This is a genomic window from Pseudoalteromonas sp. NJ631, from assembly GCF_000276645.1.
In the GTDB taxonomy this organism is placed as follows: domain Bacteria; phylum Pseudomonadota; class Gammaproteobacteria; order Enterobacterales; family Alteromonadaceae; genus Pseudoalteromonas; species Pseudoalteromonas piscicida.
The window spans coordinates 839,512-854,365 of record NZ_AKXJ01000001.1; the positions used below are offsets into that span (position 1 = coordinate 839,512).

Below are 14,854 nucleotides of genomic sequence, written 5' to 3' on the forward strand. Positions count from 1 at the left end.
TATTCACCTCTCCCCGCTTATGATTTAATACTCATGTTGATTTTTTTGTCATTAAGATTTCGTGTAGCAAGGCAGCTAGTTATCCATGAAAACAAGCAAGTTAAGTATTCGACTCCTTTGGTATATCACCCCGCTTGTGATATTACCCTTGCTGTTTCTTGGCGGATTTACGCTCACGAATGTAACTAGCTCAACGCAAAAACAAGCCAAGCTCATTGTTAGTCGTTTCGTTGAACAACAACAGCAGAAGATGTTCAATTATATTGAGATCTACCAGTCAACAACAAAACTGCTCTCAACCTCTCCAGTACTTAGTGACTTTCTTAATTCGGCCAACCTTGAAAGGATGGAAAAAACCAAACGTTTAGGTGCACTGATGGATGTATTTGCCAGTTATAGTGAAGCCTACCCAGATATTATCAGCATCAATCTTTTATCTCCCAATGGCAGAAGCTCCGCATTTTATTCCAGTAACTTAGGCGAAGCGCCAAACCTCTACCCTTTCGCCAAACAAATCATGCAAAGTAACTTGCGCCAACATCAATTTATGGTTGCCTCAAGTGCAGGTACACAGCTGTATTTTGTCCAGCAAATCTACAGCGTAGATTACGAACTCAAGCAACCTAGACAACAAGGTTATATCGTCGTACAAGTCTCTCCTTCTCTTTTAAGTACCAGTATTCTCGAAGCACCGTACGACAATACGCTAAACCTATTAGTAAGCATTGATGGTGAAGTGTTATTCAGCTCAGATACGAACCTCATTGGCCACTACTTAAGCGCCAGTGAAATAGAAGAAATTGGCTATATTGCTGACCTTGGCCAATTAGACTCTACCGTTATTCATAGTATTGATAATGTGGAAAGGATGACCTACAGCGCGCAACTAAGCGGAGGATACTTTTATATTTCAACGATCCCTAAATCGCTACTTTACCGCTCTGGTAAGACTATTAGTCTGATCACAGCATTGATCGTTATTTTATCTGTCGTTACATTGCCAATTTTGATTTTTATCGTGGTCCGCAACCTGTTGCTCAACCCCATAGAATTACTGGGGGAAGCGAGCCATAGAGTCGGAGATGGTGACCTAATGGTGGCGCTACCGGAGCATAACAGTGACGAAGTTGGCATCCTTTTCCGAGATTTCAACCATATGATCGGCCAAATTCGTACCTTTCAGCGAGAGCTTGAGGATTATAAAGAGCACTTGGAAGAAAAAGTTGAAGACAGAACCAAAGAATTAGAAGAGACCAATAGCAAGCTAGAAGTTGCTATTGTAGAAGCCGAGCAAGCAAACCAGCTTAAAAGTCGCTTTTTAGCTAACATGAGTCATGAGATACGTACCCCGCTGACCGCTATTATGGGGTTTACCGAGCAGCTTATACAGCATCCTAATTCTCCAACCTCAAAACAGCACCTAGACACAATTTTAAGAAACTCTAAACACCTTTTAGAACTTATCAATAATATCTTAGACCTTTCGAAAATTGAGGCTGAAAAACTGGATGTGGAAGAATCAGAGGTCTTGGTAATGCCACTCATCAATGACATTGAATCCATCATTGAGCCGATGACGAATGAAAAACTACTGAACTTTTCCACAGAGTTTATTCTACCCTTGCCTGACAAGCTTTACACCGACATTACTCGCTTAAAACAAATCTTACTTAACATCGCAACAAATGCGGTGAAATTTACTGAGTACGGTGGCGTTCATTTAAAGGTGGAGTTTAGACCAGAATCTGAAAAGTTTATCTTTAGCATCAAAGACACCGGAATTGGCATGTCTCAAACCGAACTAGAGCGCGCATTTAAGCCTTTTGAGCAAGCCGACACAACAACAACTCGACGCTTCGGTGGCACAGGACTAGGCCTTTGTATTTCAAAAAATTTAGCACAGCTGCTTGGCGGTGACGTACATGCTCAGAGCCAACAAGGCACAGGAAGCTTATTTTCTGTTGAGGTCTCTGGTAATTTCAAAGAGCGCTCTTACTCTTGGCTAAACGCACTTGAGCGACCAAAACAACCAGATAACAGTAAAACCCATATTGCGGCGGTAAAAGAGCTTGATGCCAAAGTACTTGTTGCGGAAGACAACCCCGATAACCAAGAGCTTATTACACTGCTACTGTCTAACTGGGGCATAGTTCCTGATATTGCTAATAACGGTGCTGAAGCGGTTGAGATGGCGCTGGTTGAAGACTATCAACTGATATTAATGGATATGCAAATGCCAGTCATGGGTGGTGAAGAAGCAACGCAAATGCTCAGACATGCCGCCTATGATGGACCAATCATCGCGCTTACCGCCAACGTAATGAAACACGACATAGACAACCATATTAAAGCAGGGTGTGATGCCACTCTAGGCAAGCCGATAGATAAGGAATTGCTAGGTAAATTGCTACTAGAGTACCTTGAACTTCAAAATGACAAGTCCTCTTCATGGGATGCCTTATTAAAAACCGAAAAGTTCTTACAAATAAGTCGTAATTATGTCGAAAAGCTACCGTCACAGCTAGTTGAGCTGCAAAAGCTTTATGATACACAAGAATGGGAGTCTTTAAGGGCACTGGCACATAGTATCAAAGGCAGCGCGGGTTGCTTTGGCTTTATGAATATTCATGAAGCCGCAGGGGAATTAGAAACAAGTTTGCAAAAAACGCAAAATAGTAACCGCCATTACTATTTGCTTAAGCTCACTGAAGCCATGCGCTATACTCTATCAATAGACCATCAAGCGGATAACAGTCACTTAGGCTAATGGTAAAGCCATGAGCATTGCATCTTCACGACCATGAGTGCTCGGGTAGTAGTTTTTTCTCAAGCCCATTTCGACAAAGCCATAGCGATGATATAACGCGATTGCTGCAGTGTTTGACGCTCTAACTTCAAGGAAGATATTTTCTGCTTGCAAACTCTCCGCTTGCGCTAACAAATCTTCCATTAATGGCTTCGCGCAGCCCTTACCTTGATAATTAGGACGAATACAAATATCCATCAAAGTTAGGTCTGGGCCCGCACGCTCAGCAACGTAAAAGCCTACCAGCGTATTACCATCGACAATAGTCGTATTAAAGTAACGACCGTGAAGGCAAGACTGCATGGTTTTCTCACTCCAAGGAAAAGCATGACAAGCTTGTTCTACTTGCATAATCTCATTAAGTGGAAATTGCAGTAAACCACCTTGCTTAACTTGCATCTTGTTTACTCCAGATTATTTGCCACAACTCACGCTTTTGAGCCGTACTTAGTTGTGCACTCGGTAAACTTAATTGGTTATTCTCAAGTGAAATCGTGTTGCCCATGACAACCTCAATTTTTCTACCCATTGCCAATTCAAAGTCCTGCAACAAAACAGCTGGTAAAACGACTTGCTGAAGCTCATTCACATCAGTAGCAACAACAGCGTTAGGGTCAAGATGTGCAAATGTAGAATTTAGCTTTAGCGGTACAATATCGAGAATATTTGCGTAAATCGGATTCATAGCTAAGCAGCTTAATTTTTTAAGGGAGTTTACTTTGAAAATATGCGAAGTGCAAAATAAGAAGTGGCAGGGGCGGCAGGACTCGAACCCGCAACCATCGGTTTTGGAGACCGCTGTTCTACCAATTGGAACTACGCCCCTGCAATGTCGACGCATTATAAAGCGCTTTTTTGAAAGGTAAAGTGAAAAATCACTTTTTTGATTCAACTGCTTCTAAAATAAGCAAAACGGCGGATATTTATCATATTCGCCCTTTTCTTAAGCAGGGTGCTAACTCATTTTAGAGTCATTGTTCCCACTCACCTTCGGTAAGCTTACGTGTTATCCAATTACCTTTAAATAGCTTGTGCCATCGAATAACTATCGCTTTATCCGACAGGCGCTTAGCCTTTCTATCATCAAACAATGTGAGTGTGATTACTCATCACGGCATAAGCACAGATATCAATACAAAACACAGACCCCAACATCATCAGGAGCTTTTCTTCAACCCAATCACGGCGGTGTTCGTATGATTTTCCGGTAAATTTATCTTCACCGCAGAGAAAAGCACGCCTTACGCAACGGGAGATACAGTGGTAGTATTTGGTGTCGGTTAAACTGATTTGCTTTTTACGGGCAGTAGCCATAGTTTGTTTTCCTCAATCCTTTGAGTGCAGAATTAAAGCGTAGGCGGTATCTTAGGAAGGTGCAAATAAGTAGAATTAGTGGTGGGTGTCATCGATTTGTTTATCAGCGATTTGCAGCGGTCAAGAAAGGACGAGAAAAGCTTGGCTTGCTCTCTTACGGCGGCATTATAAAACTAACTTAAATCGGAGTTATGGTATATGTCTGGAAGAAAACCAATACCTAGTTCGGTAAAAAAGATACTTCGAACTGAAGTTGGATTTGGTTGCCCAGTGAAGGGTTGTGGTAATCCATATTTGGAATATCACCATTTTGACCCTCCGGTAAGTGTCATGCCCCACAATAATCCAGAAGGTATGATCGCCCTTTGTGCACAACATCATAAAAAAGCAGATGGTGGTGCCTATACAGTAGAACAACTACATGGACTTAAAAGAGATAAGGCCAATGCAAAGCTAGTGAAAGGTAACTTAGACTGGTTACGAAAAGACTTGCTAGCTGTTGTAGGTGGTAATTTTTACTATGAAACACCCAAAATAATTACAATTGATAATATTGATTTAGTGTCATTGGTTCGTGATGACGATGGATATTTAAGATTGAATGTCAATATGCTCAGTTTAGAACCAGAAGAACGTATCATTATTGAGAATAACTCTTGGGAGAATGTTGGTTCACCAACTGACTTGAGAAGCCCACCTCAAGGGAAAGAGTTAGAAATTTGTTACTCAAATGGTGATTATCTATACTTGCGTTTTATCGAATTTAAGAGCGAAGCTGAAGCAATCAAAAGGTATGGTCACGACATTTTTGGCGACTTAAAATTTCCTCTTACGACTGTTGAAGTTAATTTAAAAATCTCAGGTACTAAAATTGAATTAACCCCTGAGAGTTCTCAAATTGGGGGGATGCAAATGAAAGGTTGTATGGCTAAATACTGTGGTGGTGGAGTTTTAATTCATAATTCAGGTTTGTTCTGGAGACAAAATCCGCTCTGGAAGCGGCAGACTTTGGTCCTGGAAACTGAGCATCCCAATGTTGTGAAAGTTAATTTTGGTCGTTGTTAATGTTTTATAACAAGGCGCTCAAGAACGATAGAAAGCACTTGGCGTTTTTTGCATCTTAGCTTTGCGTTAGCCCATAGAAATTTTTATACGAAATTCATCTAATACAGCTGATGACCTAAACAAGTTACAACTTCACCATAATCGGTTTGATATATGTGAAATGCGGTGCTGTGTAGCCAATACCCCAAAAATAGCAAGCCAGCACCACAATAAACATCACTGCGAAGAAACCAAATACCTCCGCAAGGTTTTTTTAGGAAAGTAAAAATTCATAAAAAAGGCCAGTCAGAAATACTGGCTGGCCTTTTATTAATCTAACGCAAGCTAGGTTAGGTTTTTACAACCAAGCTTATTCCCACTCGATTGTCGCTGGCGGCTTACCTGATACATCGTAAACCACGCGAGAAATACCATCAATTTCGTTGATGATACGGTTTGAAACGTGGCCTAGTAGCTCGTATGGTAAATGCGACCAACGTGCTGTCATAAAGTCGATAGTTTCAACACAACGTAGTGAGATCACCCAGTCGTATTTACGTGCATCGCCCATCACGCCAACAGAGCGTACTGGTAGGAACACAGCGAATGCCTGAGATACTTTGTGGTATAGGTCCGCTTTATGTAGCTCTTCAATGAAGATAGCGTCAGCACGGCGCAGTAAGTCACAGTATTCTTTCTTGATTTCGCCAAGTACACGAACACCAAGACCTGGACCTGGGAACGGGTGACGATAAAGCATGTCATACGGTAGGCCAAGCTCTAGACCAATCTTGCGAACTTCATCTTTAAATAGTTCACGTAGTGGCTCAACCAGACCAAGCTCCATATCTTCAGGTAATCCACCCACATTGTGGTGAGATTTGATCACATGCGCTTTACCTGTTTTAGATGCTGCCGATTCGATAACATCAGGGTAAATTGTACCCTGCGCTAGCCATTTCGCGTTTACGCGCTGGCTGGCTTGCTCATCGAATACTTCAATAAAGGTGTGACCAATTGCTTTACGTTTGTCTTCAGGGTCATTTAAACCGTTAAGCGCGTTAAGGAAACGCTCTTCAGCTTCTACCTTGATGATGTTCAGACCAAACTTATCACCGAACATATCCATTACTTGCTGGCCTTCATTCAAGCGTAGTAGGCCATTATCAACAAATACACAGGTTAGCTTGTCGCCAATCGCACGGTGAATAAGCATTGCAACCACTGATGAATCAACACCACCAGATAACCCAAGGATAACTTCATCATCCCCTACTTTCTCTTTGATACGCTCAATTGCATCTTCAATGATTTGCTCAGGCGTCCATAGTTTTTCACAACCACAGATATCAATTGCAAAGCGCTCTAGTAAACGCAAACCTTGCTGAGTGTGCGTTACTTCTGGGTGGAACTGTACACCGTAAAAACGCTTTTCTTCCCAAGACATTGCCGCATGAGGGCAAGTATCCGTTTTCGCTGAAGTTTTGAATGTATCTGGAATTTTAGCTACTTTATCGCCATGGCTCATCCACACGTCTAGGTAACCTGCACCATCTTCGATGTGATCTTCAATCGCTTCAAATAGCTTACAGTCACCTACTTTCTCTACTTTTGCGTAGCCGAATTCTTTTTTATCTGAGCTATGTACCTGACCACCAAGCTGCATTGCCATCGTCTGCATACCATAACAGATACCCAGTACAGGCACACCGGCTTCGAATACGTAATCTGGTGCTTTTGGGCTACCTTCAAGCGTTGTTGACTCTGGGCCACCTGATAGAATGATACCTTGAGGATTGAACTGACGGATTTGCTCTTCTGTCACATCCCAAGCCCAAAGTTCACAGTAAACACCAATTTCACGTACACGACGTGCAATTAGCTGAGTGTATTGCGAACCAAAGTCTAAGATCAAAATTCGGGAATCGTGGATATCTTTGCTCATTGATAATCTCGTTAGTTAGGAACTAAACAGGATAAAGCCGCATTGCGTCTCTATCAAAAGTAATAAGGGCTAGCAACTTGCTAGCCCAGAAACACGCCTTGAGGCTTAACCCATACGGTAGTTAGGCGCCTCTTTGGTGATCTGCACGTCATGTACGTGAGACTCACCCATACCCGCAGAAGTCACACGAACAAACTGCGGCTTAGTATTTAATTCAGTGATAGTTGCACAACCTGTTAGACCCATTGCACTGCGAATACCACCGATTTGCTGATGGATAATCGTTGCGATTGGTCCTTTGTATGCTACGCGACCTTCAATACCTTCAGGTACTAGTTTGTCAGCAGCATCGCTCTTCTGGAAGTAACGGTCAGACGAACCTTCTTTTTGGTTCATCGCACCAAGAGAACCCATACCACGGTAAGACTTGTAGTAACGGCCTTGGTATAGTTCAACTTCACCAGGAGACTCTTCAGTACCCGCCAGCATTGAACCCACCATTACACATGAAGCACCAGCAACTAGCGCTTTTACGATATCGCCAGAGAAACGGATACCACCGTCAGCAATCACTGGAATATCACGGCCTTTTAGGCCTTCTACTGCATCAGAGATAGCTGTAATTTGTGGTACACCACAACCTGTCACGATACGAGTAGTACAGATAGAGCCTGGGCCGATCCCCACTTTAACAGCATCTGCACCAGCATCAGCCAATGCAATTGCACCTTCAGCTGTTGCTACGTTACCTGCAACGATTTGTAGTTCTGGATATACTTCACGTGTCGCTTTAACACGGTCAATAACACCTTGAGAATGGCCGTGAGAAGTATCGATTAGAAGTACATCAACACCCGCATCAACTAAAGCAGCAATACGCTCATCAGTACCAGCACCAACACCAACAGCAGCACCAACACGAAGACGGCCTTGCTCATCTTTACATGCGTTTGGTTTATCTTGCGCTTTTTGGTAATCCTTAACAGTGATCATGCCTTTTAGTGCAAATGCATCATCAACCACTAAGATTTTTTCGATACGGTGTTCGTGCATTAGGCCAAGGATCTCTTCACGAGATGCGCCTTCTTTTACTGTCACTAAGTCATCTTTCTTAGTCATGACCGTTGAAACTGCTTTTTCTAGCTTAGTTTCGAAACGCATATCACGGCTAGTTACAATGCCTTCAAGTTGGTTGTTTGCACCAACAACCGGGAAACCTGAGAACCCTTTGTCCTGTGCAAGCTCCATTGCTTCTGCAATCGTAAGATCAGAAGTAACCGTCACAGGGAAAGAGATAATACCCGCTTCATACGTTTTAACTTTACGTACGTTGCGAGCTTGTTCTTCGATAGTCATGTTTTTGTGGATAAAACCAATACCACCTTCTTGTGCCAGAGCAATCGCTAAGCGCGCTTCTGTCACTGTATCCATTGAAGCGGAAACAAGCGGTAAGTTTAATTCAATCCCACGAGTCAAACGCGTTTTCAGGTTTGCTGTGTGAGGAAGAACAGTTGAATGAGCTGGTACTAAAAGTACGTCGTCAAAGGTAAGGGCTTCTTTTGCAATTCTTAGCATGTTCGCGGCTTCTCTCAAGTGAACTGAGTATAAGGAATTGCGTGCGAATTTTATCAGCGTTCCTTATGGGAGTAAATAAAATTTAGCAAAAAATGTGATAAAGTGACTGTGAATTTTTTATGGAGGCCAACATGGGATACCCCAATAATAATAAAACCTATTCTGTATCAAGACTTAACAGAGAAATACGCTCGCTCTTAGAACAAGGTTTTGCCTCTGTACAACTTACTGGAGAAATTTCAAACTTTGTTGCTCCGGCCTCAGGGCATTGGTATTTTTCTCTAAAAGATGACAAAGCACAGATAAAAGCGGCCATGTGGCGAGGTAATAATCGTTACTGTAACCACCGCCCTGCCAATGGTCAGCAAGTAATGGTACAAGCTAGAGTGTCAGTGTATGAGCCACGAGGCGACTATCAACTGATAGTCGAGCAAATGGCCCCTGCCGGTGAAGGTTTGCTCAAGCAGCAATTTGATGCCCTCAAAATGCAGCTAGCCGCAGAAGGCCTGTTTTCAGCTAGTCACAAAAAGCCTTTGCCAAGTGTCATTAATCGCGTGGGGGTCGTCACCTCAGCGACAGGCGCTGCCATCAAGGATATTTTGACCGTACTCAAACGCCGTGCCCCGCAGTTACAGGTCGTTATTTATCCGGCCCTAGTGCAAGGCGATGACGCCAAACAGCAGATTTGCAAACAAATCGCTCAAGCGAATGCTAGACGCGAGGTAGACGTATTGATCGTTGGCAGAGGTGGCGGCTCATTAGAAGACTTATGGAGCTTTAACGAAGAATCAGTCGCAAGGGCTATTTTTGCCAGCTCAATTCCGGTGATAAGCGCAGTGGGCCATGAAATAGATACTACCATTTCCGACTATGTTGCAGATGTCAGAGCGCCAACTCCATCGGCGGCCGCCGAATTAGTGAGCCCAGACTCAGAAGCGTTAAAACAACGTACTTCGCAGTTACTACAATATCTCAATCAAGCTTTTAAACGTCGCCTTGAAGGTGCATCACAGCGTTTGGCAAACTTTGAAGCCCGACTGCAGTTGCAACACCCTAAGAATCAACTTATGCAGCAAACACAGCGAGTTGATGAATTAGAACAGCGATTAATTCGTGCTCAAGCCCATCATTTACGTCAAAAGCAATCGCAATTCCATCTGCTGCAACATCGATTTGATCGATTACATCCAGAGCAAAGAATTGCTCAGTTCAAACAACTGGTCGCACAACTCGGTGATAAGTTGCAGTATGCAATGGAGCAAAAGCTTAACACACATAGACATCAACTCGCGGTATCAAGCGCTAAACTAGATAGCGTCAGTCCACTGGCAGTATTAGCTCGGGGCTATAGTATTGCCAAGCAAGAAGATAAAGTGATTAAGTCAGTAGCGGATGTCGACCCAGAAAAGCCGATAGTTACACAACTGGCTGATGGTGAGGTGGTGTCTATGGTAAAAGCAACCCAGTAAGCGGATATAAAAATGGGGAAGCGATTTCCCCATTTTTAATCTAATAACTTTACAACATCGCTGAAGTGATAGACTCATTTTCGAGCCTATCATCGTCTTCTAGGAAGTTTTGGTTCATACTCTCTGCAGGACATGGGCATGATGGCTTACCAACCACCTTAGCTGGGATCCCCACTACAGTAGTGTGCGGTGCTACAGGGCTGAGTACAACAGAACCTGCCCCAATTCGAGCGCCCTCTCCTACTTCAATGTTGCCAAGTACTTTGGCACCAGCACCAATCAATACACCGGCGCGGATTTTCGGGTGACGGTCACCCTGCTCGTTACCCGTACCACCAAGTGTGACTGATTGCAGGATAGAAACATTATCTTCAATAACCGCGGTTTCACCAATGACTATACCAGTCGCATGGTCAAACATAATACCATGACCGACTTTACAAGCAGGATGGATGTCAACACCGAATACTTCAGAGGTTCTGCTCTGTATAAAGCGAGCCAGCTCTTTTCTGTCTTGACGCCATAAGCAGTATGCCAATCGATGTGCTTGGATTGCATGAAAACCTTTCAGATTTAAAATTACGTTGAGATAACTATCGGCAGCTGGGTCGCGATCTTTAACGGCTTTTATATCATGTGCAACATGAGTCAGCATGGTGTCGCAGTGCACAAAGGCTTGATCGAACAGCTCGCGAATTGTAAATGCTGACACCACCGCATCCGCTAGCTTATTCGCAACGATAAAGCTTAATGCAGAACCAAGACACTCGTGATTTAAAATACTCGAGTAAACGTGACTAGCAAGCAATGGTTCGCGAGCAACCAACTCATTGGCTTCTTCGCGTAACTTATTCCAAATCTCATGTCTCATGTGACGAACTTCCGATAATACTGATACTTCTCATAGTGTAACGCTTAGAGTCATTAAGTGTCATGTATTATAAAAAATCAGGCTTCAAACACTTGGTTATATCTAATAACCAACCAACATATTTTAGTACGGTTTTAAATCCCTTCTGCTGGACCAAAGATTCTTACAATTTAGCACTGTCGAACTGAACAGATCTTCGTATAATAACGCCCCATTAAATACTACCAACGCGGGATCGCTAATATGTCGATAAAGATCAAGACAACGGATACCAACAAACCAAATGGCACAGGGCTTGCGCGGATAATCAAAGCAACGCATTGCTCGGCGAAAGGAATGAAAGCGGCTTATAAAGAAGAATCGGCATTTAGACAAGAAACGTGGTTACTGGTGGCAAGTCTTCCTTTATCAATCATATTGGCGCAAAGTATTGCTCAGTGGGCCTTGTTGGTCGGTAGTGTACTGTTGATATTGGTCATAGAACTTATCAACTCGGCAATCGAAGCGCTGACAGATCGAGTGAGTACCGAACACCATTTACTATCTGGTCGTGCAAAAGATATGGCGTCAGCAGCCGTTACGCTGACATTATTAATTAGCTCGTTAATTTGGATAGCTGCCGCAGTGGAGTGGTTCAACACCATAACCTAAAATTACGCGTGGTTTTGACACAAAAAATGGCGGCTAAATTTTTAGCCGCCATTTTTATTAGGCTGAATAATCGTTATTCAAACACTTTTTCTACATCTAACGTTTTAATATTCTTACTTGGAATATTTAGCGGGTATGTAGCAATTTCAGCATCTTCAGCCAGTAATACATCAGGCTTTTTCGTGTTATAAGTCATAGGAGATGACTGCTCAGCACTTAAACGCTGCGCCATATCTTTTGCATCACCAGTGATAAACACATAGTGAATATCTTCGGTCTGCAAGTTCTCTTTGATAACACGATTGATGTCTTCAACAGACAGCGACGCTAGCTGCTTTGTCACATAGGCAACAAATTCATCGGTGTTGTAGAACTGGCTATCAAGTGCATAACCTAGCTGTCTATCTTGGCTCGCCACCATTTGCGGCACAAAGTTGATTAAGAAGTTACGTGTTGCTTCAAAGTCTGCTTTGCTCATCCCTTCTTTGATCAGCTTATCGAGTTCAAACAATGCGGTACGCGTTGCAAAATGGGCATCGTTATTAGAACGAAGTGGGCGTAACCAAACTTGGAAAATTTGCTCACTACGACCTAAGTTTGCATCCGGCTTAGTTTGGAACATACCACGAGGGAAGTATTCGATATATGCATAATCACCATAGTTCATACCACGCACCTGACGGATACGCTGGTACAAGTGGCTGTTTGAACTGCGGTGCTCACCAAAGTATGAACGCACTAACCAAAGCGCAGCCCAGTCTTTGCTGCTACGAACCGTGTCGATTGGGAAACCAAAAGACACCGCTGTTGATTTTGCATTCTTTTCTACGATGGTTGCGTGATGGCCAGACAGTTTAGGGGCATCAGGCACTTGTAAACGCGCTTCTTCACCTTTAGGTAAAGCCGCAAGGTCGTTAAACATCGCTTCTTTTAGCTGTTCATCGAGTGCACCAGTAATACCTACGTTGAGTTTAGCTTGAGTAAATTGCTGAGCGTAAAAAGCCTTAACGTCATCTAAAGTGATTGCTTCTAAGTCTGATAAATCACCAAAGTTATAGCTTTCGTATGGGTGGCCTTTGTACAACTCATGATAAAGCACTTCTTTACCTAGCTCTTCATCATTTGACGCTTTCAAACCAGCCTTAATGCCGTCGATTAGCTCTTTTTTCAGACGTTTAAAATCATCTTCTCTGAACCCCGGGGTCAAAAGCTGCTGACTCACAATGCCATACCATTGATCAGCATTGTCTTTATGAATACGACCACGTAAAGAAATCATTTCTTTATCGATTTGATAGCCAAAGCTACCAGCAATCGGGTACAGCGCCTTTTGAATTTCTTTGTATGATTGTGACTCACTTCCACCATTGGCAATCATAGCTGCAGTAAGCGCAGCAAGACCTTTTTTACCTGCAGGATCGGCAGCAGCACCTGTGTAAAAAAGAAAGTTCACATCTACCAGCGGTGAGTTATTGGTCTTGTCTAATACGTTGAAATGACGCGTTACTGGCTTGTCCATTTTTGCCACTAACTTATCTAAGTTAACTTCCTTATCAAAACCAGAGACTGACTCAAGTGCAGACATCGTCACCGTGGTGCGGCTGCTGTCCACAAAGTATTTATTGGCAATATCACGAATATCTTTTGCAGTGACTTTATCAGCACTTGCATACAGTTCATTCACTACTTCAGGATCACGCTCAAAATGCATGTAGCTTGCAAGTGTCGAAGCAATAGATTGTGATGAATCAAGGCCGTTAATAAAGCTGTACTTTAGGTTTGATTTAAGTGCAGCAAGCTTATTTTCATCTACCAGCTCTGTGCGTGCTTTTGCGTAAGTGTTATTGATTGCATCACGCACTGTTGCCAAATCTTTTTCATCTTCTACTTTAATGAAAACATGCAGAAGACCTGGGTCTTTGGTTTCAGGGTTATAGGTAAACATTTGGCTTGCAAGCTGTTTATCTACCACCAGCTCTTGATACAGCGCTGAATTTTCAGAGAAATAAAGCTGCGAGATCAGATCAAGTGCCGCTCGGTCTTTTTTCTTCGGCTCCCATGCAGTACCTTTATACGAAACTAGCAACCAGTGACCCGGTAAGCCATCATATTTTTCGTGAACGTAACGCGCTTTGTCTTGCTTTGGCTCAACAGGAATATCGGCTTGGTAGTCACCCTTTTTCCAATTACCCCAATGCTTTTTCACCATAGCCATAGTTGCTTTAGGGTCCACATCGCCTACGATCACAAGTGATACATATTCAGGCTTGTAAAAACGCTCAAAGAAGGTTTTACCATAGGCCATTTGATCTGGCATTGCTTCGATGTCTTCAAAAAAGCCCATCGTTGTGTGCTTATAGGTATGTTTATCAAATGCTTCTTTTCTTACCGCAGAAAGCAGTTTTCGAACTGGGCTGGCATTATTTTTAAGGTATTCACCTTTCACAGTTAGTGCTTCGGTGCGGAACTGTTCTTCACTGTATGTCAGGTTTTGAAAGATATCCGCTTCGATTTCTAATACTTTATCTAAATGCTGCTTTGAGAAATTTAAGTGGTAGTTCGTGTAGTCATTGGTAGTGTACGCACGATTATCAACACCTGAGTTTTTCAAAATGTCCGAATAAACGTCTTGTGGATACTTTTCTGAGCCTTTGAACATCATATGCTCAAAGAAGTGAGCAAAGCCGGTTTTACCCGCTTCTACTTCATTACGCGAACCAACAGAAACCGGAATTTGAAGCGATACTACATCAGGATAGTTAGTTTTAACTACCATGACGCGAAGGCCATTTTCTAGCTCTTCCAAAACATAATCTTGGGCGAATACTTTATTGGATTGGGCAGCTTGAGTACTTACAGCTGACTGTTGAGCTTGATCTGAATTCGTCGCTGCGCAGCCACTAAGCGCTAAGCTTACGGCAAAGCTGGTTGCTAGTAATTTGAATTTCATGAATTTGGTCCTAATCATATTTTTTATTCTAAGTAAGTCGTGTTCACTTACGTTAGCAAACCTCCTGATTATGCCCCAAAGTCATACTAATTCGCTAATTTCCAAGGTGATTTACCACCCTAATGTGTAAACAAATATGAAATTTTGATTTGAGCACTTGAGATTAATTCATAATTATTGAAATTCTTTCATTAAAAAAATCTATCTAGACGTCTAAATGGCTGCTATA

General features: G+C 42.7%; 10 protein-coding genes, 1 tRNA gene and 1 pseudogene. 4 read left to right on the forward strand and 8 right to left on the reverse strand.

The genetic code is table 11. The features are described 5' to 3' along the window. Positions 1-85: 85 nt before the first annotated feature. Complete coding sequence (locus A587_RS0103925; RefSeq protein WP_017216506.1) at positions 86-2,767, forward strand: ATP-binding protein; 2,682 nt, start codon at positions 86-88, stop codon at positions 2,765-2,767. Here the strand turns inward: A587_RS0103925 and rimI are convergent. The 4 genes and pseudogenes from rimI to A587_RS0103945 form a co-directional block, all read right to left on the reverse strand. Further along, the gene (gene rimI / locus A587_RS0103930; protein ID WP_017216507.1) at positions 2,759-3,205 is read right to left on the reverse strand and encodes a ribosomal protein S18-alanine N-acetyltransferase; all 447 of its coding nucleotides are present in this window, start codon (positions 3,203-3,205) and stop codon (positions 2,759-2,761) included. The two genes, A587_RS0103925 and rimI, sit on opposite strands and share 9 nt — an antisense overlap. Then, positions 3,195-3,491 (reverse strand): hypothetical protein, encoded by a 297-nt coding sequence (locus tag A587_RS0103935; protein WP_017216508.1) that lies wholly within the window; start codon positions 3,489-3,491, stop codon positions 3,195-3,197. Before A587_RS0103935 ends, rimI begins: the two co-directional genes overlap by 11 nt. Before the next feature lie 64 nt (positions 3,492-3,555). After that, positions 3,556-3,632: transfer RNA gene (locus tag A587_RS0103940), tRNA-Trp, on the reverse strand. A 157-nt stretch (positions 3,633-3,789) separates the two neighbouring features. Next, positions 3,790-4,120, reverse strand: a pseudogene (locus tag A587_RS0103945) (transposase); the annotation flags it as partial. Between the two features lie 198 nt (positions 4,121-4,318). Between A587_RS0103945 and A587_RS0103950 the strand changes: the two are divergent. Then, positions 4,319-5,185: a hypothetical protein gene (locus A587_RS0103950; protein ID WP_026000873.1), complete on the forward strand. Its 867-nt coding sequence runs from the start codon at positions 4,319-4,321 to the stop codon at positions 5,183-5,185. 349 nt (positions 5,186-5,534) lie between these two features. Here the strand turns inward: A587_RS0103950 and guaA are convergent, their stop codons facing one another. Beyond that, entirely contained in the window at positions 5,535-7,109 is a 1,575-nt protein-coding gene (gene guaA, locus A587_RS0103955; protein WP_017216511.1) for a glutamine-hydrolyzing GMP synthase, read from the reverse strand. A 105-nt stretch (positions 7,110-7,214) separates the two neighbouring features. Continuing rightward, the gene (gene guaB, locus A587_RS0103960) at positions 7,215-8,684 is read right to left on the reverse strand and encodes an IMP dehydrogenase (protein ID WP_017216512.1); all 1,470 of its coding nucleotides are present in this window, start codon (positions 8,682-8,684) and stop codon (positions 7,215-7,217) included. Positions 8,685-8,815: 131 nt separating this feature from the next. On the opposite strand from guaB, the gene xseA reads away from it, so the two are divergent. Beyond that, positions 8,816-10,153 carry an exodeoxyribonuclease VII large subunit gene (gene xseA / locus A587_RS0103965; RefSeq protein WP_017216513.1) on the forward strand — a complete coding sequence of 446 codons (1,338 nt, stop codon included), beginning with the start codon at positions 8,816-8,818 and terminating at the stop codon, positions 10,151-10,153. 49 nt (positions 10,154-10,202) lie between these two features. Here xseA and cysE read toward each other — a convergent pair whose 3' ends face one another. Further along, positions 10,203-11,024: a serine O-acetyltransferase gene (gene cysE, locus A587_RS0103970; protein ID WP_010607638.1), complete on the reverse strand. Its 822-nt coding sequence runs from the start codon at positions 11,022-11,024 to the stop codon at positions 10,203-10,205. Between the two features lie 243 nt (positions 11,025-11,267). On the opposite strand from cysE, the gene A587_RS0103975 reads away from it, so the two are divergent. Continuing rightward, positions 11,268-11,675, forward strand: a complete 408-nt coding sequence (locus A587_RS0103975) for a diacylglycerol kinase (protein ID WP_010374636.1) — start codon at positions 11,268-11,270, stop codon at positions 11,673-11,675. A gap of 73 nt (positions 11,676-11,748) precedes the next feature. Here A587_RS0103975 and A587_RS0103980 read toward each other — a convergent pair whose 3' ends face one another. Next, a complete protein-coding gene (locus tag A587_RS0103980; RefSeq protein WP_017216514.1) occupies positions 11,749-14,625 on the reverse strand; it encodes a M16 family metallopeptidase in 2,877 nt (958 codons plus the stop codon). Positions 14,626-14,854 lie beyond the last annotated feature (229 nt).